20 protein-coding genes, 1 tRNA gene and 1 pseudogene are annotated in these 18,489 nt (G+C 46.9%); 7 read left to right on the forward strand and 15 right to left on the reverse strand.

Going from position 1 to position 18,489, the window contains the following annotated elements:
• Positions 1-242: 242 nt before the first annotated feature.
• From HMPREF2700_RS01425 to HMPREF2700_RS01435, 3 genes are all read left to right on the forward strand, one after another.
• A complete protein-coding gene (locus HMPREF2700_RS01425) occupies positions 243-2,090 on the forward strand; it encodes a lytic transglycosylase domain-containing protein (protein ID WP_070589456.1) in 1,848 nt (615 codons plus the stop codon).
• A 277-nt stretch (positions 2,091-2,367) separates the two neighbouring features.
• Complete coding sequence (gene rpsU / locus HMPREF2700_RS01430) at positions 2,368-2,580, forward strand: 30S ribosomal protein S21 (protein WP_003680926.1); 213 nt, start codon at positions 2,368-2,370, stop codon at positions 2,578-2,580.
• A gap of 98 nt (positions 2,581-2,678) precedes the next feature.
• Complete coding sequence (locus tag HMPREF2700_RS01435) at positions 2,679-3,125, forward strand: GatB/YqeY domain-containing protein (RefSeq protein ID WP_049331296.1); 447 nt, start codon at positions 2,679-2,681, stop codon at positions 3,123-3,125.
• A 63-nt stretch (positions 3,126-3,188) separates the two neighbouring features.
• On the opposite strand, the gene accD is transcribed toward HMPREF2700_RS01435, so the two are convergent.
• The 15 genes and pseudogenes from accD to HMPREF2700_RS01510 all read right to left on the reverse strand — a co-directional run bounded on the left by accD (position 3,189) and on the right by HMPREF2700_RS01510 (position 14,759).
• Entirely contained in the window at positions 3,189-4,055 is an 867-nt protein-coding gene (gene accD / locus HMPREF2700_RS01440) for an acetyl-CoA carboxylase, carboxyltransferase subunit beta (protein WP_070589458.1), read from the reverse strand.
• 75 nt (positions 4,056-4,130) lie between these two features.
• Positions 4,131-4,916 carry a tryptophan synthase subunit alpha gene (gene trpA / locus HMPREF2700_RS01445; RefSeq protein ID WP_070589460.1) on the reverse strand — a complete coding sequence of 262 codons (786 nt, stop codon included), beginning with the start codon at positions 4,914-4,916 and terminating at the stop codon, positions 4,131-4,133.
• A 325-nt stretch (positions 4,917-5,241) separates the two neighbouring features.
• The gene (locus HMPREF2700_RS01450; RefSeq protein WP_063076401.1) at positions 5,242-5,589 is read right to left on the reverse strand and encodes a hypothetical protein; all 348 of its coding nucleotides are present in this window, start codon (positions 5,587-5,589) and stop codon (positions 5,242-5,244) included.
• Positions 5,573-5,875 (reverse strand): integration host factor subunit alpha, encoded by a 303-nt coding sequence (locus HMPREF2700_RS01455; RefSeq protein ID WP_003680933.1) that lies wholly within the window; start codon positions 5,873-5,875, stop codon positions 5,573-5,575. The genes HMPREF2700_RS01450 and HMPREF2700_RS01455 overlap by 17 nt, the downstream gene beginning before the upstream one ends.
• A 114-nt stretch (positions 5,876-5,989) precedes the next feature.
• Positions 5,990-8,353: a phenylalanine--tRNA ligase subunit beta gene (gene pheT / locus HMPREF2700_RS01460; protein ID WP_070589461.1), complete on the reverse strand. Its 2,364-nt coding sequence runs from the start codon at positions 8,351-8,353 to the stop codon at positions 5,990-5,992.
• A gap of 90 nt (positions 8,354-8,443) precedes the next feature.
• Entirely contained in the window at positions 8,444-9,193 is a 750-nt protein-coding gene (locus tag HMPREF2700_RS01465; RefSeq protein WP_070589463.1) for an HNH endonuclease, read from the reverse strand.
• Between the two features lie 5 nt (positions 9,194-9,198).
• The gene (locus HMPREF2700_RS01470; RefSeq protein WP_283129661.1) at positions 9,199-9,462 is read right to left on the reverse strand and encodes a hypothetical protein; all 264 of its coding nucleotides are present in this window, start codon (positions 9,460-9,462) and stop codon (positions 9,199-9,201) included.
• Positions 9,462-9,692 (reverse strand): annotated as a pseudogene (locus HMPREF2700_RS01475) (DNA cytosine methyltransferase); the annotation flags it as partial. The gene HMPREF2700_RS01470 and the pseudogene HMPREF2700_RS01475, both read right to left, overlap by 1 nt.
• Positions 9,693-9,774: 82 nt before the next feature.
• The gene (locus HMPREF2700_RS01480) at positions 9,775-10,212 is read right to left on the reverse strand and encodes a very short patch repair endonuclease (RefSeq protein ID WP_070589467.1); all 438 of its coding nucleotides are present in this window, start codon (positions 10,210-10,212) and stop codon (positions 9,775-9,777) included.
• Positions 10,213-10,228: 16 nt separating this feature from the next.
• Entirely contained in the window at positions 10,229-11,218 is a 990-nt protein-coding gene (gene pheS, locus HMPREF2700_RS01485; protein ID WP_070585794.1) for a phenylalanine--tRNA ligase subunit alpha, read from the reverse strand.
• A gap of 248 nt (positions 11,219-11,466) precedes the next feature.
• Positions 11,467-11,826 carry a 50S ribosomal protein L20 gene (rplT, locus tag HMPREF2700_RS01490; RefSeq protein WP_003675502.1) on the reverse strand — a complete coding sequence of 120 codons (360 nt, stop codon included), beginning with the start codon at positions 11,824-11,826 and terminating at the stop codon, positions 11,467-11,469.
• Positions 11,827-11,838: 12 nt separating this feature from the next.
• Positions 11,839-12,036: a 50S ribosomal protein L35 gene (rpmI, locus tag HMPREF2700_RS01495; RefSeq protein WP_003675505.1), complete on the reverse strand. Its 198-nt coding sequence runs from the start codon at positions 12,034-12,036 to the stop codon at positions 11,839-11,841.
• A 141-nt stretch (positions 12,037-12,177) separates the two neighbouring features.
• Positions 12,178-12,699: a translation initiation factor IF-3 gene (gene infC, locus HMPREF2700_RS01500; protein ID WP_079453677.1), complete on the reverse strand. Its 522-nt coding sequence runs from the start codon at positions 12,697-12,699 to the stop codon at positions 12,178-12,180.
• Positions 12,700-12,716: 17 nt separating this feature from the next.
• Positions 12,717-14,630: a threonine--tRNA ligase gene (thrS, locus tag HMPREF2700_RS01505; RefSeq protein ID WP_070589479.1), complete on the reverse strand. Its 1,914-nt coding sequence runs from the start codon at positions 14,628-14,630 to the stop codon at positions 12,717-12,719.
• Positions 14,631-14,682: 52 nt separating this feature from the next.
• Positions 14,683-14,759 (reverse strand) — tRNA-Val (locus tag HMPREF2700_RS01510).
• Positions 14,760-14,996: 237 nt separating this feature from the next.
• On the opposite strand from HMPREF2700_RS01510, the gene tgt reads away from it, so the two are divergent.
• The 4 genes from tgt to HMPREF2700_RS01530 all read left to right on the forward strand — a co-directional run bounded on the left by tgt (position 14,997) and on the right by HMPREF2700_RS01530 (position 18,423).
• On the forward strand, positions 14,997-16,112 hold the full coding sequence (tgt, locus tag HMPREF2700_RS01515) for a tRNA guanosine(34) transglycosylase Tgt (RefSeq protein WP_070589469.1): 1,116 nt from the start codon (positions 14,997-14,999) through the stop codon (positions 16,110-16,112).
• Positions 16,113-16,197: 85 nt separating this feature from the next.
• Entirely contained in the window at positions 16,198-17,208 is a 1,011-nt protein-coding gene (hemH, locus tag HMPREF2700_RS01520) for a ferrochelatase (protein WP_070589471.1), read from the forward strand.
• A 119-nt stretch (positions 17,209-17,327) separates the two neighbouring features.
• Positions 17,328-17,726, forward strand: coding sequence for a c-type cytochrome (locus HMPREF2700_RS01525; RefSeq protein WP_070589473.1), 399 nt, complete (start codon positions 17,328-17,330; stop codon positions 17,724-17,726).
• A 205-nt stretch (positions 17,727-17,931) separates the two neighbouring features.
• Positions 17,932-18,423: a disulfide bond formation protein B gene (locus tag HMPREF2700_RS01530; protein WP_070589475.1), complete on the forward strand. Its 492-nt coding sequence runs from the start codon at positions 17,932-17,934 to the stop codon at positions 18,421-18,423.
• Positions 18,424-18,489: the final 66 nt, after the last annotated feature.

Raw genomic sequence — 18,489 nt, forward strand, 5'->3', positions numbered from 1 at the left:
GCTACGAAACGCCAAGTGTTTTATTCTTGAATCTCTTCCAACCACTGATACTCTAGTGTTGCACTTGAAATCCGAATCCAAGGCCGTCTGAAATAGGAATACCTCAAAAGTGTTTCATATTTCAGACGGCCTTAGTCATTTCTGGGCTTTAAAAATGTAAATATCGGTTTGTAATTCGGTTATTCCGCATAAATCATTTAAAATAAGCAGTTATTTTGATTCTAAAAACGACACGGTATCCAATGAACGTTCAACGTCTTTTCCCTCTCTCTCTCAGCTTGATTACCTCCGCTGTTTTATCGGCGTGCGCCACCCAAAACACACCGACTGCTTCTAAAACCGAAACCGTCGTTCAGCCTAAATCCACTTCTATTCCTTCACGCCGCGCCGACAGCGAATCCAAAATCCTGTCCGATTACAGCCAATACCAAAGCGCCATCGATGCCGCCAAACGCGGCGACGATGCTTGGGTACAACAATTTTTATCCCAAGCCAGCGACAGCGCAATGGCTGAAAACGTCCGCAACGAATGGCTGAAAACCTTGGGCGCGCGCGGCCAATGGGATTTGTTCCGTCAAGAATTCAGCAAATTGAACGCTGCCGGCGTCGCGCAAGAAGTGCAATGTTATGCCGATTTGAGCAGCGGCAATTACAGCAAAGCCGCCGAGCTGGTTCGCGTTACCGGCAAACTGCCTGCCGGCTGTACCCGCTTGGTTGAAAGCGCGGCAGCTTCAGGCCGTCTGAACACCAACGACGCATGGCGTCGCGTGCGCGGCTTGTTGAGCAACAGCCAAACCACAGATGCACGCAACCTCGCCGCCGCATTGGGCAGCCCCTTTGAAGGTGGCGCGCAAGGTGCGACCGAATACAGCCTATTGAGCGTGATCGGCAAAGATGCACGCAAATCTGCTTCTGCCGCCACCACCCTGTCCGACATGGAATCCGGCCTCAGCCGCGAACAACGCAGCTTCGCATGGGGCGTACTGGGCCACTACCATGCACAAAGCCAAAACATGCCGACTGCTTTGAGCTACTACAGTCGCGTTTCCGACCGCAAGCAACTGACCGACGAACAATTGGAATGGTACGCACGCGCCGCTTTGCGCCTGCAACGTTGGGACGAATTGGCAAGCGTGATCCAGCATATGCCTGAAAAACTGCAAAAAGACCCGACATGGCAATATTGGCTGGGCCGCAGCTTTGCCGCACAAGGCAAAAGCAGCCAAGCCAAAGAAATGTACGAAAAAGCCGCCGCTTCCGGCCGCAACTTCTACGCCGTAATGGCAGGTGAAGAATTGGGCCACCGCATCAATACGCGCAACAACGTTTCCGATGCCGATGCCAAAGACGTCCGCCGCATGAGCGAAGACGGCGCCATCAAACGCGCATTGGTTCTGTTTAAAAACAGCCAAAGCAACGGCGACTCCAAAATGCGCCGTCAGGCACAGGCAGAATGGCGTTTTGCCACCCGCGACTTCAACGAAGACAACCTGCTGACTGCCGCACAAGTCGCTTTTGACAACCAGTTCTACGACATGGCAATCAACAGCGCAGACCGTACCGACCACAAACTCAACTACAAACTGCGCTACCTCTCTCCGTTTAAAGACCTGACCGTTCGCTATGCCGCACAGGCAGGCGTTGACCCTGCATGGGTTTACGGTTTGATTCGCCAAGAGAGCCGCTTTGTCATGGGCGCGCAATCCAGCGTCGGCGCACAAGGCCTGATGCAGGTCATGCCTGCAACCGCCCGCGAAATCGCCGGTAAAATCGGCATGAGCAGCAGCGAACTCTACACCATGGACGGCAACATCCGCATGGGTACTTGGTACATGGCAGATGCCAAACGCCGCCTGCAAAATAACGAAGTAATGGCCACCGCAGGCTACAACGCCGGCCCAGGCCGCGCCCGCAACTGGCAGGCTTCTTCGCCTTTGGAAGGTGCCATCTATGCCGAGACCATCCCATTCACCGAAACCCGTGATTACGTGAAAAAAGTCATGACCAACGCGACTTATTACGCGTCATTGTTCAACGAACCGCAAACTTCGTTGAAACAACGCATGGGTACGGTTCCCGGCCGCTATTAATGCCCGATAGGCCGTCTGAAAAGTGAGACAGAATCAAACGTTCAGACGGCCTGCAATCTTGACAGACTATCAGGTTTATAAGATAATCGCCCGATTGTTTCTGACCGAAAAGGTCACTTGCACGGCAAAAGCCGACTTGTTAGGAGGTGATGTTTACATCACGGCGCGTATCCCGCCCTGCCCTAGGCAAACCAGCGATACAACAACTCCCCTATTATGACAAACCGTCCTCTATTTCTTAAAACGGTTTGATTGAACAAAATTTAAAGGAAATAAAATGCCTGCTATTCGTGTTAAAGAGAATGAACCATTTGAAGTTGCCATGCGTCGTTTCAAACGTGCCGTAGAAAAAACCGGTCTGTTGACCGAACTGCGCGCCCGTGAAGCGTACGAAAAACCAACTACCGAACGCAAACGCAAAAAAGCTGCTGCAGCTAAACGTCTGCAAAAACGTCTGCGCAGCCAACAACTGCCTCCTAAAATGTACTAATTACAGGCCTGCCCTGTGATAAACGACACACCGCAAGGGCAGCTTTGCGGTGTGTTTTGTTTTTCAGACGGCATCTTTTTATATAAAGTGAGAACATTATGAGCCTAAAAACACAATTAACCGAAGACATGAAAACCGCCATGCGTGCCAAAGACCAAGTGTCTTTAAGCACCATCCGCCTGATTAATGCCGCCATCAAACAATTTGAAGTAGATGAGCGCACTGAAGCTGATGACGCAAAAGTCATCTCTATCCTGACCAAAATGGTGAAACAGCGCAAAGACAGCGCCAAAATCTATACCGAAGCCGGCCGTCAAGATTTGGCTGACAAAGAAAATGCGGAAATCGAAATCCTCAACCGCTACCTGCCGCAAATGATGTCCGCAGAAGAAATCAAGACTGTCGTTGAAGCAGCCATTGCAGAAACCGGTGCATCAGGCATGGCCGATATGGGTAAAGTCATGGGCGTACTGAAAACCCGTCTGGCCGGCAAAGCCGACATGGGCGAAGTCAACAAGGTTTTGAAAGCCGCATTGACTGCTTAATCATCAATAATCAAAAAGGCCGTCTGAAAAATTATTTTCAGACGGCCTTTCTTATTGTGCTCATCAAGCAGCGGTTACTTTACCTTCATGACGTAACAAAGTAATCAAATCGCTAATACGTTTTTTCATGGAACGGCGATCGACGATTTGGTCGATTGCACCCTTCTCCAACAAGAATTCTGCACGTTGGAAACCTTCCGGTAAGGTTTCGCGTACAGTCTGCTCGATAACGCGCGGACCTGCAAAACCAATCAGAGCATTCGGTTCTGCCAAAACTACATCGCCCAAGAAGGCAAAGCTGGCAGATACGCCGCCCATGGTCGGGTCGGTCAATACGGAAATAAACGGCAGACGTTTTTCAGTCAGCAAATGCAAAGCCGCGCTGGTTTTCGTCATCTGCATCAAAGAGTTCAAACCCTCCTGCATACGCGCACCCCCGGAAGCCGCCACACAAATAAACGAACAATTATCTGCAACAGCACGGCGAACACCCTGCACGAAACGCTCACCCACTACCGAACCCATGGAGCCGCCGATAAAGCGGAATTCAAAAGCAGCCACCACGACAGGCAGGCCATTCATGGTGCCTCTCATAACGACCAAAGCATCGTCTTCACCGGTTGCTTTGCGCGCAGCAGTGAGGCGGTCCGGATATTTTTTGCTGTCTTTAAATTTCAGCGGGTCTGTCGGTTTAATATTGGCTGCAATCTCTTCACGACCTTCTTCATCCAAAAGCAGGTCCAAACGTTCGCGCGCAGAAAGCGGATTGTGATGATTACATTTTGGGCAGACTTCGCTGTTTTGTTTCAACTCGGTTGAGTAAACCGTTGCCGAACAAGACGGACATTTGTGCCACAGACCTTCAGGGACGCTGGACGAACTGCTTCGGTTTTTAATTTTCGGAGGAAGAATTTTATCTAGCCAGCTCATGAATGACTCCTTAGGATTCAGAATTCAGACGGCCAGTTGAACATAAGGCCCTCTGAAACAATGGAATGGAAAAATTTAGCGAATCGCGTCTTTCAACTCTTTAACCAACGCGCCTACTGCTTCAGCCTCGCTACCTGCGTGGCTTTCAATCTCTTTGACGATACGGCTGCCGACAATAACGGCATCCGCCACCGCACCAATCTTACGCGCACTTTCCGCATTATTGATGCCGAAGCCGACTCCAATCGGAATATCAATATATTTGCGCAAAAGCTCTATTTTACGCGAAACTTCTTCAGTATCCAAACTTGCCGCACCGGTTACACCTTTGAGCGATACATAATACACAAAACCGCCGGCTACTTTGGCAATCGTTTGAATACGCTCCTCAGTTGTCGTTGGTGCAATAAGGAAAATGCAATCAATACCTTGCGCTTTCAGCGACTCATACAAAGGCGCGATGGTCTCTACTGGAGAATCCACGGTCAACACGCCATCTACACCTGCTTCAGCAGCCGCTTGTGCAAACGCCTGATAACCCATTTTATGTACTGGGTTCAAGTAACCCATTAACACAACCGGCGTTTTATCATTGGTTTGGCGGAACAAACGTACTGTTTCCAATACGTCGTGCAAGGAAACTTGATTTGCCAACGCCCTTTCAGCCGCACGTTGAATAGTCGGGCCATCTGCCATCGGGTCAGAAAACGGCACACCCAGTTCCAAAATATCAGCACCATTAGCCACCAGGCTATGCATCAATGCCAAGGTTGTCTCAAGGCTGGGATCACCCACCGTAATATAAGGAATCAGTGCTTTTGCGCCATTGAGCGCTGAGAAAGTTTGTTGGATTCTGCTCATTTTCTGCTATCCATTTCATCGATTTGAATGTTGTCCGGTAGCCTATTTATTCTACCGTTACATTGTTTTAAAAACCTCAGTCTGCCATGAAAAGGCGGCATCTATCCGCATTATCTAATGACTGTTTCTTCCCAATCGGCAAACAAGATGCTAAGTATAACATTTACGGCTATTTCATAGAATCATTTGCAATCAAGATTCTGATATTTTGAAAGCAATATAAAACAATAAAGGCCGTCTGAAAATCATTCAAACAGCCTTTATTAGAATCAATTATGCAAATCTTTGTATGCCTTCGCACTTTTGATCAGAATTTCCTTATCGATTATAGCTCGACATGGTGATTTTGTTGTTCAGAACCAAGATGACGCTCCAAATCAGACAAAATCTGCATCAGACCATGGCGGACTTCTTCTGCATTGGCGGCAGGATTGCCGTTTGCATCCAAAGCGCCACGGCTGAACGTATCGATATATGGTTCAAACGTATCTTTCAGTTTCAACAACTTAACTACATCTGAGCGCGTATATCGATCGCCACCGTATCCAATTACAACATTATTTTCATGTTGCCATTGTGCAAACTGAGCCGGGCTGATTTGCACCAATTGGCACATCTCATCCAACGTAAAATAACGCTTGGCAGGAATAACCGGATTATTGTTGTTTGTCATAGTAATGCTCCACCATGCCTTTGAGTTTTTGGCTGGCATGGAAAGTTACCACACGGCGTGCGGTAATCGGCACTTCTTCGCCTGTTTTAGGGTTACGGCCAGGGCGTTGAGGTTTGTCGCGCAATTGGAAATTACCGAAACCGGAAATTTTAATTTCTTCACCACGCGCCAAAGTGCTGCGGATTTCTTCAAAAAAGAGCTCGACGATTTCTTTGGCATCATTCTTGGTGACGTTGCTGACTTTGTCGACCAAAATATCAGCCAATTCTGCTTTAGTTAGTGTCATGTGTTTACCTTCATTCAAACTGGTGCAATTATTACCAAAATTCTTTTAAAAATCAAGTCCTCACCCAAAAATCAAATATTATTGGCGATTTTTGGCGACAACTTTTGTCTTATGTTAAGCGCGAAGCTGTGCGTCTTTTTCGGCTGCCGCTTTAATCATTTTTGCAACCAAAGGCTCGATGACTTCATCTGTCAGCGTATTTTCCATATCTTGCAAAATGATTTTGACGGCAACGCTCTTCATGCCTTCAGGCACGCCCGTACCGCGGTAAACGTCAAACACACTGATTTCTTGAACCAGCTTGTTCGCTGCCGCTTTCAGGGCATTTAACAAATCATCATGCGTTACAGCCTCAGGCATTACAAATGCCAAATCTCGGCGTGCAGGTTGGAATTTGGATACAGACTGATAACGGGTTTTCTCACGACCCAATACCGCATCCATATCGATTTCAAATACCAGCGGCGCTTGCGGCAAATCATATTTTTGCAGCCATTTCGGATGCAACTCGCCAACAAAACCAATTACTCGGCCGTCTGAAACGATATTGGCGGCACGACCAGGATGCAATGCCGGATGTTCGGTCTTAACAAAGGATACTTCCTTGTTTTTCAAAAGGCTCTCAACATCGGCTTTCATATCGTAGAAATCTACGTTACGTGTTTTCTCGCCCCATTGCTCAGGCAGCACAGAGCCATACCACAAACCGCCGATACGTTCGTTTTGAACAAATTGATCAGCCGAATCTTTGCTGAACACACGGGCAATCTCAAATACGCGTACACGGTTTTGCTTACGGTTCAAATTGTTTTGCAAAACTTCCACCAAACCGCCGATAAGCGTAGAACGCATGACTGCATACTGCGCCGCCAACGGATTTTGCAGGCGGATAGGATTGGTATTGGCAGCAAAGTCTTGCTCCCATTGCTCATCCACAAACGCATAGCTGACCACTTCACGGTAACCGCGTGCCGCCATTTCGTTATAAACTGCAAAACGCGGGCGTTTGGTTTCAGGCAAAGCCAACATTTTCAGACGGCCTGAAGTATAGTCGTCAGGAATATTTTCATAACCGTAAACACGGCCGATTTCTTCAATCAAATCGGCTTCGATTTCAATATCGAAACGGAAGCTAGGAGAAGTAACACGGAAGCCTTCTGCGGTTTTCTCAGGCTGCAAACCCAAGTGTTGCAAGATAATTTCGACTTGCTCGGCAGGGATTTCAACGCCCAATACCGTTTTCAGACGGCCTAAACGCAATTCAACCTGTTTTGCCTCAGGCAATTTGCCTTGTGCTTCAACCATTTCACCGGCTGTACCACCGCAAATCTGTACCACCAATTCAGTGGCACGCTCAATGGCATCAGCTTGCAAGCGGTAATCCACGCCACGCTCAAAACGGAAAGAAGAATCCGAGCCAAAACCGTATTGACGGGATTTACCGGCAATAATCTCCGGAGCAAACCAAGCAGCTTCCAACACAATATTTTGCGTCTCATCAGAAACCGCGCTTGCCTCGCCGCCCATCAAGCCGGCCAAGCTCAACGCACCTTTTTCATCAGCGACCACCAGTGTATTATCAGCCAAAGTAACCGTCTTCTCGTTCAGACACGCCAAAGTCTCTCCATTTTGAGCACGGCGGACAATCAAACTGCCTGACAGCTTGTCAGCATCGAAAACATGCATAGGCTGACCGATTTCCAGCATCACATAGTTGCCGATGTCCACCAATGCGGAAATGCTGCGGATACCGCTGCGCTCCAAACGTTGTTTCATCCAATCGGGAGTAGCCGCTTTCGCATTAACATTTTCAATAACGCGACTGATAAAACGGCCACAGTCGGCCGGTGCATCAATACGGACAGCCTGTTTTTTCTCACTGCCGATAGAGGCCGTCTGAATTTCAACAGGCGTAAACGTACATTGAGTCAACGCAGAAACCTCACGCGCAATACCCTTAACACTCAAACAATCAGCGCGGTTAGGTGTAATTTTCAACGTAAACAGCGTATCGTCCAAATCCAAGTATTCGCGGATATTGGCACCGACAGGCGCATCTTCAGGCAGAATGTGCAGACCGTCTACACCATCATCAGGCAAACCCAGTTCATTGGTCGAACACAGCATACCGTTTGATGGTACGCCGCGCATTTTAGTCGGCTTAATTTTGAAATTGCCCGGCAAAACGGCACCCGGCAAAGAACACGGCACTTTAATACCAGGCTTAACATTCGGCGCACCACAAACAATCTGAACCAACTCGCCCGTACCGGCATCAACTTGGGTAACGTTCAAACGGTCTGCATCAGGATGCTTTTCAACAGATTTTACTTCGGCAACAACCACGCCACTGAAAGCAGGGGCGGCAGTATCGATTTCTTCCACTTCCAAACCGGCCATGGTCAAAAGATGTTCCAGTTTATCGGCAGAAAGATCAGGATTGGCTTGGGTTTTCAGCCATGAGTAAGGAAATTGCATATTATTTTCTCAATCAATTAATTAACTTTTGTTTTATCAATTTTCATTCGGACGGTCTGTTTTAGAATTCTGGTTAATGTTGATATTTACTCAACCCTGAAAAATATTTTCTCTATGAAATTTTAAAAATTCCAGACTTGGGTTTAGCCTTTCAGGCAGTCTTATCATCTGATTTTCATATGGTTTAAATAAATCATCGAAGCCTTCAGCCTTTGACAGCAGTGGAGAAAATATAATTTTGAAATTTTCATCTATTCCTAACAATCCCCTGTCAAAAGCTTTGTCATGTAACGCATTCAAACATAACCCATTCCTTGGGTTTAAACGGTTATCCTCATCTTCCCTCCAGGGTTTGATATGACTCGCAACTAACAATTCGGGTTGTTTTAATCCAGTAATACAACATTGATTGTTGTATGCTGCCAAAACACTGGAACGGAAAAAGCCCTGATTGACGCGTACTGATATTCTTGCAAACCTTTCCCTTCCCTTTGGAATCTCAGGTGGTTCTATTTCAATATTGCTATTATCACCATTTGATCGATATTGAGAAATAACTTCCTCAAATTCCTTATTAAGTTGCTCCCAATGTTCTGAAAACTCGTTCCATACAACAACATCCATTTTGCTGCCATTACTTAATCCCGAAATATTTTTGACTTTCAGCGTAGGATCTAAACGGCCTAAATTTCCTATCTTCATACCGAGTGCGGACGGTGTCCTGCCTAGTATTGACGCATATTCTTGAATAATAGGATTGTCCTTACTAACCTTTTGAAAAGGAATGATGTAATAAAGATAAAGGGCAACCAGAGTTTCCTCTCTAGTCCATTTTTTCATTTTTATTAACTATCTTTCTGATTTGCCATAAGGAAATCATACAATACGGATTTTCTTATTCCCTGAACATATTGTTGTCCACCTAATACTAATTTGTATAGATAAACATCATAATCCTTTAACTCCTTCCCACTTGCCAATAACCAATCATCTATTTCTGAAGAAAAATGGTTAGTGATTTCCTGTACCTGGTTATCAGATAAATTATTTATATTTATTTTATTGTTTAAAATATAATCAGAAAGCCTCATGCTTTTAACATCTTTCATTTTGATAAGGAAAACCCACACAGCACATCAAATTGCTTCGGGATGTATTGTTTGGTTTCTTCCAGAGTAATATCACCAAACGGTACTTCCCCGAAATTGGCTTCATACGTCTGTTTGGCTTTCTCGTCCCACTCGCTCGAGATCACACATTTTCCGCCCAAGTTCTGCATCGCTATGCGGAAACCTCCGATACCTGCAAACAAATCGATAAAGGTAAATTTGGGCTTCAAGGCCGTCTGAAAAGTACCACTGTTTTCAAAAAGGCAGTATTGAGCTGCTTTTTCTTCCAAGTATTCGCCTTGATTACTACCCTTAATTTCGTTTTTGTAAATCAATTCTTCTTGCTCGGATGATTTCTTTGACTTTTTCTGCACAGCTGGTTGTATCTTTAACGACATCGTTACTCCAAAAACGTAAAACCGTCCAGCCCTCGACTTTCAGACGGCCTGTTACTTCTATATCCCTTTGGATATTGCGCTCAATTTTGGCAATCCAAAACTCACGATTTCCCTTTATTTCCGCTTTTTTCTGTTCCCAATCCTTACCGTGCCAGAATTCTCCATCGACAAATACGGCAACTTTATATTTTTTAAACGAAAAATCAGGTTTCCCAAAAATGCTTCCGCTATTTTTCCGATACCTAAGCCCTAAAGCCCACATCGCCTTTGCCAATGCAAGCTCAGGTTTCGTCCCTTTACTTTTGTTGGCACGCATACATTTTTTGCGCTGCTCTGGGGTTAATTTATCCATTGGGATTATTTGAAATTTATTTAAACTGCTTCAAAAAGTTCAAATCATTATCGAAGAACAAGCGCAAGTCGTTCACGTTGTAACGCAGCATAGCGAAGCGGTCGAGACCGATACCAAAAGCGAAACCGGTATATTTCTCAGGATCAATATTCACATTTTTCAACACGTTAGGATGTACCATACCGCAACCGCCTACTTCCAGCCATTTGCCGTTTTCACCCATAATGTCGATTTCAGCAGAAGGCTCGGTAAATGGGAAGAAAGACGGACGGAAACGTACTTGCAGGTCATCGCGTTCAAAGAAGCGACGGATAAAGTCAGTGAACACTGCTTTCAAGTCGGCAAAAGTTACTCCCTCTTCTACCCACAAACCTTCGGCCTGATGGAACATAGGCGAGTGAGTAGCGTCACTGTCCACGCGGTAAACGCGACCGGGAGCAATAATGCGGATAGGCGGCTCTTTTTTGTCGAGCATATAGCGGATTTGAATAGGCGAAGTGTGTGTGCGCAAAACGTCGCCGTTTTCAACGTAGAAAGTATCTTGCATCGCACGTGCAGGGTGATTTGCAGGAATATTCAAGGCTTGGAAATTATGGAAATCGTCTTCGATTTCAGGGCCGTCTGCCACTTCAAAACCCATACCGTGAAACAGCTCGACCACACGTTGCAAAGTTAAAGTGACTGGATGCAAACCGCCATGTTCTTGCGCACGGCCCGGCAAAGTAATATCTAAGGCTTCTGCAGCCAATTGGGCTTGCAGCTTGGCTTCATTCAGGGCATCGCGCTTGCTATTAAAGGCCGTCTGAAACTGATTTTTGCATTCGTTGATGTGTGCGCCTATGGTTTTACGCTCTTCAGGAGACATTTGACCCAAAGTTTTCAAAAGTCCGGTCAATTCGCCGGTTTTACCAAGATAGCGTGCTTTAATTTGTTCTAAGGCATTGAAGTCTTGCGCGGCTTCAATAGCGGCAATACCTTCTGCAACGATACGGTTTACATTTTCCATAGTGGTTTATCGTCTGTTTGTTGATGGCAGGCCGTCTGAAACAACAAAGCCGTCTGTTGGATTTGATTGCAAACCCGTTCAGACGGCCTTTTATCTTACTGCGGCCAATCCGTTTGATAAGAGGGGCCTATTTTATCGCAAATTAGTATAAAAAAATAGAGTTTAAAGAAAGAAAATCAACTACATAGGATTTCTTTAAGAAAAGAAAAAAGGAAGCATAAGCTTCCTTTTCAAATAATCTTATCGAATTAAGCAGCCAAAGCAGCTTTAGCTTTTTCAACTAATTGTGCAAATGCAGCTTTGTCGAATACAGCCAAATCAGCCAATACTTTGCGGTCGATTTCGATAGCAGCGCGTTTCAGGCCGTTCATGAATTTGCTGTAAGACAGACCATTTTCACGGGCACCTGCGTTGATACGAACGATCCACAGTTGACGGAATTGACGTTTGCGTTGGCGACGGTCACGGTATGCGTATTGACCGGCTTTCATTACCGCTTGTTTGGCAACACGGTAAACGTTTTTACGACGACCGCGGTAGCCTTTGGCTAACGCGAAGACTTTTTGGTGACGAGCACGAGCGGTAACACCGCGTTTTACGCGTGGCATATTCTAAACTCCTTAAGCGTAGGGCAACATTTTAGCAACAGAAGCCAAATCGCGTGAATCCACCATAGCGGTGCCGCGCAATTGACGTTTAGTTTTAGTGGTTTTTTTGGTCAGGATATGACTTTTGAACGCATGACCGCGTTTTACACCACCGTTACCCAGTACTTTAAAGCGTTTTTTCGCGCTAGACTTGGTTTTCATTTTAGGCATTGGAAAACTCCATTCGTTATTAGATAAGGTATAAGGGGTTTTGAAATAAATTCAAACACTTGGAACCCAAAATACCACGGTTTTTGCCGCTAATTAAACCTTATTCCGAGCGGCAATCGAAATAAGCCTTGCATTATAGCTTTATTTTTTCTTAGGCGCAATCATCATCACCATTTGGCGGCCTTCCATTTTAGGGAAGGACTCGATTTGTGCCACTTCAGCCAACTCTTCTTTTACGCGTTCAAGCAGTTGGGCGCCCAATTGTTGGTGGGCCATCTCACGACCGCGGAAACGCAATGTCACTTTGACTTTGTCACCATCGGCGAGGAAGCGGTTGATGTTGCGCATCTTGATTTGATAGTCGCCTTCATCAGTACCCGGACGGAATTTAATTTCCTTGATTTGTACCTGCTTTTGGTTTTTCTTGGCTTCGTCGCGCTTCTTGGCTTGTTGGTATTTGTATTTACCGTAATCCATCAGTTTGCATACGGGCGGTTTGGCAGTCGGGGAAATTTCTACCAAATCGACATCTTGCTCTTCGGCCATAGCCAGAGCTTCACGAACTGAAACGACACCAAGCTGATCGCCTGACTCACTGATTAATCGCACTTCTTTGGCGGTAATTTCACCATTGATTCGTGCTTCGCGTTCTTGAGCGATGATGAATACTCCTATAAAAATTAATGATTGACGAGGGCGTCAGTGATTTCTTGCTGCAATTGCGCAATAAAATCATCTACATTCAAAGAACCCAAGTCTTCTGCTTTGCGGCGTACCGCAACTTTGTTTTCTTGTTTCTCTTTATCGCCGACAACGATTTGATAAGGGAAACGGTATTGGCTGTTATCGCGGATTTTGTAACCAATTTTTTCGTTACGCAAATCCAATTCGACACGGAAGCCTGCCGCCTGCAATTTGGCAGCCACTTCGCGACAATAATCTGCTTGGTTCTCGGTGATATTCATAATCACCATTTGAACCGGCGCAAGCCACAATGGGAATGAGCCTGCATGATTTTCAATCAAAATACCGATGAAGCGCTCCAATGAACCCAAAATAGCACGGTGCAACATTACAGGACGCGCACGGTCGTTGTTTTCAGTTACATATTCGGCATTCAAACGCTCCGGCAATACAAAGTCCAACTGCAGGGTACCGCACTGCCAAGAGCGACCCAAGGCATCTTTGACATGGTACTCAATCTTAGGACCATAGAATGCGCCTTCGCCAGGCAACTCTTCCCACTCTACGCCGCAAGCGGTCAATGCATCGCGCAGACCTTGTTCTGCTTTATCCCAAACTTCGTCAGAACCTGCACGTTGTTCAGGGCGGAGGGACAACTTCACGGCAACATCATGAAAGCCGAATTGTTTGTAAATGCGAACCAGCAATTCATTGAATGCACGTGCTTCATCAACGATTTGATCTTCGGTACAGAAGATATGCGCATCATCCTGCACAAAACCGCGAACACGCATCAGACCATGCAATGCACCGCTTGGTTCATTGCGGTGGCAAGAACCGAACTCGGCCAAACGCATTGGCAAATCGCGATATGAGCGCAAACCGTTATTAAAAATTTGCACATGACCCGGACAGTTCATCGGTTTAACCGCGTATTCGCGTTTTTCTGAACTGGTCACGAACATATTGTCTTTATAGTTTTCCCAGTGGCCGGATTTTTCCCAGAAGGTTTTATCCATAATCTGAGGCGTTTTAACCTCTTTATAACCGGCAGCATTCAGCTCTTTGCGCATATGCTGCTCAATCACTTGCCACAAAGCCCAGCCTTTAGGATGCCAGAACACCATACCCGGCGCTTCATCTTGCAGGTGGAACAAATCCAATTGTTTACCCAGCTTACGGTGGTCGCGTTTTTCCGCTTCCTCGATGCGTTGGATATAGGCTTTCAATTCGTCTTTACTTGCCCAAGCCGTACCGTAAATACGTTGCAACATTTCATTATTGCTGTCGCCGCGCCAGTATGCGCCTGCCAGCTTGGTCAGCTTGAAGTTTTTCAAGAAACGGGTATTGGGAACGTGAGGACCGCGGCACATATCGACGTATTCTTGATGGTGATACATACCCATTGCTTCCACTTCAGGCATGTCTTCAATCAGACGCAATTTGTACTCTTCGCCGCGATCTTGGAAAATTTTGATGCTTTCTGCACGGGGCGTCATCACTTTAATAACGTCATAGTCTTGTGCAATCAACTCTTTCATGCGCGCTTCGATAGCGGCCACATCATCAGGCGTAAATGGTTTTTCAGTTGCGATATCATAATAGAACCCGTCTTCAATCACCGGGCCGATAACCATTTTTGCATCTGGGTAGAGCTGCTTGACCGCATGACCAACCAAGTGCGCGGAGGAGTGGCGGATAATTTCCACGCCTTCTTTGTCTTTAGGCGTAATGATTTGAACATGGGCATCTTCGGTAATCGGATCGCAAGCATCCACCAATTTACCGTTAACCTTGCCCGCTACCGTTGCCTTTGCCAAACCTGCACCGATAGACGCTGCAATTTGCGCCACGGTAACGGGTGATTCATATTGGCGGACCGAACCGTCCGGCAAGGTAATGTTCAACATCAGAAAGCTCCAAAACATTAAAAAATAACGGCATAAAGCCGTTATGGAAATTTGGTAGGCACAATTGGACTCGAACCAACGACCCCCACCATGTCAAGGTGGTGCTCTAACCAACTGAGCTATGTGCCTTCATCTAAGGCGCTTATTGTAACGAAGCGTGTTCCCTTTTGCAAGCATTCGTAAATACTTTTCAGACGGCCTGAATATTTTTGTTTGATTTATACCTCATTTTTTATTTCCTCTATTATTCAGGCCGTCTGAAACATTGTTTTGACAAAGATAAAATCCAGCCGTCAACCAACGAAAAATCCTTTATAATCTGCCCTTTCATTTCGCACACACGCGAACGTCCAATCTATTATTACCATGCTCAAATTTACCTTACACAAAAAAGACGGTCATGCCCGACGCGGCACTTTGGAACTGAACCACGGCAAAATCGAAACGCCGGTATTTATGCCGGTCGGCACTTACGGTTCGGTCAAAGCGATGAACCCGCAAAACCTGCATGACATCAAAGCGCAAATCATCTTAGGCAACACTTACCATCTGTGGCTGCGCCCCGGTTTGGAAGTCATCGAACAATTCGGCGGCCTGCACGAATTTATAGGTTGGGGCAAGCCGATTTTGACCGACTCGGGCGGTTTCCAAGTATTCTCGTTGTCCGACATGCGCAAGCTGACCGAAGAAGGCTGCACATTCCAAAGCCCAATCAACGGCGACAAACTGTTCCTCTCGCCCGAAGTGTCGATGAAAATCCAAACCGTATTGAATTCCGACATCGTGATGCAGTTGGACGAGTGCACCCCTGGTGAAGCAACGCACAGCCAAGCGCAAAAATCGCTGCAAATGAGCCTGCGCTGGGCGGAACGCAGCAAAAAGGCTTTTGAAGACCTGAAAAACCCGAATGCCCTGTTTGGCATTGTACAAGGCGCGATGTATGAAGATTTGCGTGAAGAATCGCTGAAAGGTTTGGAAGAACTCGACTTCCCCGGCTTAGCCATCGGCGGCTTGTCGGTTGGCGAACCTAAGCCCGAAATGTACCGTATGTTGCGTGCTGTCGGCCCTATCCTGCCAGAACACAAACCTCATTATTTGATGGGCGTCGGCACGCCTGAAGACTTGGTGTACGGCGTGGCACACGGCGTGGATATGTTCGACTGCGTCATGCCTACCCGCAATGCGCGTAACGGCTGGCTGTTTACCCGTTTTGGCGATTTGAAAATCAAAAACGCCAAACACAAACTCGACAAGCGTCCGATTGATGAAAGCTGTACCTGCTACGCCTGTCAGAATTTCAGCCGCTCCTACCTGCACCATCTGCACCGTGTCGGCGAAATCTTGGGCGCACAGCTCAACACCATACACAATCTGCACTTCTACCAAGTCATCATGGCAGAAATGCGCGAAGCCATCGAACAAGGCAAATTTGCCGATTGGCAGGCGCAATTCCATGAAAACCGCGCCCGCGGTGTGGATTAATCCTTTTAAAGGCCGTCTGAAATCAGGTTTAGATTCAAACTGCTTTTCAGACGGCCTCAATTTTCTTAATTAATAAAGCACAATCATGTCCCGTTTCCATACCGAACCGCCCTTAGCCTACACTGCACAAAACCGTACCGCCGTCCTGCTGCTCAACCTCGGCACGCCTGACGCGCCTACGGCTGCCGCAGTCAAGCCTTACTTGAAAGAATTTTTGTCCGATCAACGTGTTGTCGAACTGCCCAAGCTCTTATGGCAACCGATATTGCGCGGCTTGGTATTGACTTTTCGCCCGAAAAAAAGTGCGCACGCCTATGAAAAAGTTTGGTTTAAAGAAGGTTCACCGCTTGAGGTTTACACACACCGCCAAGCAGAAGCCTTGGCCAAACATTTGCCCGATGTCATCGTCCGTCATGCCATGACTTACGGCAACCCAAGCGTTGCCGACGTTTTGGCAGAACTCAAAGCTCAAGGCGTGGGCAAATTGCTGGTCATTCCGCTCTATCCGCAATATGCCGGCTCTTCTACCGGCGCGGCTTTGGACAAAGTGTTTCAAGAATTATTGCTGCAACGCAACCAAATGAGCGTCCGCACCGTCTCCCGTTACTACGACGATGCCGCCTATATTCAAGCCATGAAGCAGCATATTGAAGCCTATTGGGCTCAAAACGGACGCAGCAAAAAACTGATGTTGAGTTTCCACGGTATTCCGCAAAAGCATCACGACGACGGCGACCCCTATCCTGACGAGTGCCACCATACCGCCAAGCTGTTGGCGCAGGCATTGGGATTGTCCGAACAAGAATACATTGTTTCTTTCCAAAGCCAGTTTGGCAAATCCCAATGGGTCAAGCCCAGCACGCAAGCCCTATTTGATCAGCTGCCGAAACAAGGCACAACCAAACTCGACGTATTCTGCCCCGGCTTCCTAGCCGACTGCCTCGAAACCATGGAAGAAATCGCCATTATGGGACGCGAACAATTCCACGCCGCCGGCGGCAAAGAATACCGTTACATCCCCTGCCTCAACGATTCCGCCGACTGGATTGCCGCACTTGCACAATTAAGTCGGGCCAATCTGCAAGGCTGGATTTGACCTAAACCAAAGGCCGTCTGAAAAATCCACTTTCAGACGGCCTTTAGCGTTATCATCAAGCTATTAAAACGCAAACCAAGCGTGTGGCCATCAAAATACCATTCAAAAAGGAACACATCATGACTGCACTCCGCCCTATCCTGCTCCTTCTGACCGCACTCAGCATCCCAACTGCTTTTGCCGCTGATGCCGCGCTGATGAGCAAAGGACAAAAGATTTACGAAACCAACTGCGCCGCCTGCCACGGCAAAAAAGGCGAAGGCCGGGGTACCATGTTCCCGCCTTTATTCCAGTCCGACTATATCAACAAAAAACCGCAAACCCTGTTGCAAAGCATGACCAAAGGCATCAACGGCCCGATTACAGTAAACGGCAAATCCTACAACGGCTTCATGCCTTCTACCGCCATCAATGATGCCGATGTTGCCGCCGTTGCCACTTACATCATGAACGCCTTTAATAATGGCGGCGGTACGATTACTGAAGCAGATGTCAAAAAATCTCACGGGAAAAAATAAAACGTCTCTCCCCTAAAGGCCGTCTGAATATTTCAGACGGCCTTTTCGATATGGAACACATTTTTGTTTCCATATTTATGGTTACGCAACATCAACAAACATACGCAAAAAACCGTCAAACCAGAAAAAGCATATGCGTTTTGTGTTAAAGTAAACATTATTGATCGGCTGTTTTGCGTCCAGGCCGTCTGAAAGGTTTTATGTCATGAACTTTTTCCGCAAGACTGTTTTATTTTTAGTCATCCTCTCCATATTTGCCGCCTGCGGCTCCTTTATTTCCCAATACGTTTTGGGCATGAACCCGTGCGTATTGTGTATCCTGCAACGCTTGTGCGTATTGGCAGTCGGGCTGTTGGCCATTGTTATGGCATTCAGTTCTCAATCTTCCAAATTTGCCCGCTCGCTCTCGGCATTGTTGATTGCCGCCCCAGCCCTTTACGGCGCAGGTGTCGCTGCCTATCAAATTTGGCTGCAAAGCCTGCCGCCCGGCACCGCCCCTTCTTGCGGCGCACCCTGGACCTTCCGCCTGCGCGACTGGCCCTTGTTCGATTGGTTTGAACCCATAGTCCGCGGCTTTGGCAACTGCGCCGAGCCGGACTATCTATTCGGCGTTGCCCTGCCGGTGTGGAGTATTTTGTATTTCAGCTTCGTGGTATTGCTGCTGCTTTGGGCTTGGTTGAAAACCAGAAAAATCTAATTGGTTTCAATATAAAAAGAGGCCGTCTGAAATTTCAGACGGCCTTAGATTCGGATTTCAAGTGCA

Source organism: Neisseria sp. HMSC068C04 (genome assembly GCF_001810105.1).
GTDB lineage: Bacteria > Pseudomonadota > Gammaproteobacteria > Burkholderiales > Neisseriaceae > Neisseria > Neisseria flavescens_B.

Coding starts and splice junctions, on each gene's coding strand:
- trpA (WP_070589460.1), bottom strand. CDS start 4,916: ATGAGCAGAATCCAACAAACTTTCTCAGCGCTCAATGGCGCAAAAGCA.
- pheT (WP_070589461.1), bottom strand. CDS start 8,353: ATGCAATTTCCTTACTCATGGCTGAAAACCCAAGCCAATCCTGATCTT.
- tgt (WP_070589469.1), top strand. CDS start 14,997: ATGCTCAAATTTACCTTACACAAAAAAGACGGTCATGCCCGACGCGGC.
- rplT (WP_003675502.1), bottom strand. CDS start 11,826: ATGCCACGCGTAAAACGCGGTGTTACCGCTCGTGCTCGTCACCAAAAA.
- HMPREF2700_RS01425 (WP_070589456.1), top strand. CDS start 243: ATGAACGTTCAACGTCTTTTCCCTCTCTCTCTCAGCTTGATTACCTCC.
- pheS (WP_070585794.1), bottom strand. CDS start 11,218: ATGGAAAATGTAAACCGTATCGTTGCAGAAGGTATTGCCGCTATTGAA.
- HMPREF2700_RS01470 (WP_283129661.1), bottom strand. CDS start 9,462: ATGAAAGATGTTAAAAGCATGAGGCTTTCTGATTATATTTTAAACAAT.
- thrS (WP_070589479.1), bottom strand. CDS start 14,630: ATGTTGAACATTACCTTGCCGGACGGTTCGGTCCGCCAATATGAATCA.
- HMPREF2700_RS01480 (WP_070589467.1), bottom strand. CDS start 10,212: ATGGATAAATTAACCCCAGAGCAGCGCAAAAAATGTATGCGTGCCAAC.
- accD (WP_070589458.1), bottom strand. CDS start 4,055: ATGAGCTGGCTAGATAAAATTCTTCCTCCGAAAATTAAAAACCGAAGC.
- rpmI (WP_003675505.1), bottom strand. CDS start 12,036: ATGCCTAAAATGAAAACCAAGTCTAGCGCGAAAAAACGCTTTAAAGTA.
- HMPREF2700_RS01450 (WP_063076401.1), bottom strand. CDS start 5,589: ATGACAAACAACAATAATCCGGTTATTCCTGCCAAGCGTTATTTTACG.
- HMPREF2700_RS01530 (WP_070589475.1), top strand. CDS start 17,932: ATGAACTTTTTCCGCAAGACTGTTTTATTTTTAGTCATCCTCTCCATA.
- HMPREF2700_RS01455 (WP_003680933.1), bottom strand. CDS start 5,875: ATGACACTAACTAAAGCAGAATTGGCTGATATTTTGGTCGACAAAGTC.
- HMPREF2700_RS01525 (WP_070589473.1), top strand. CDS start 17,328: ATGACTGCACTCCGCCCTATCCTGCTCCTTCTGACCGCACTCAGCATC.
- rpsU (WP_003680926.1), top strand. CDS start 2,368: ATGCCTGCTATTCGTGTTAAAGAGAATGAACCATTTGAAGTTGCCATG.
- HMPREF2700_RS01435 (WP_049331296.1), top strand. CDS start 2,679: ATGAGCCTAAAAACACAATTAACCGAAGACATGAAAACCGCCATGCGT.
- hemH (WP_070589471.1), top strand. CDS start 16,198: ATGTCCCGTTTCCATACCGAACCGCCCTTAGCCTACACTGCACAAAAC.
- HMPREF2700_RS01465 (WP_070589463.1), bottom strand. CDS start 9,193: ATGAAAAAATGGACTAGAGAGGAAACTCTGGTTGCCCTTTATCTTTAT.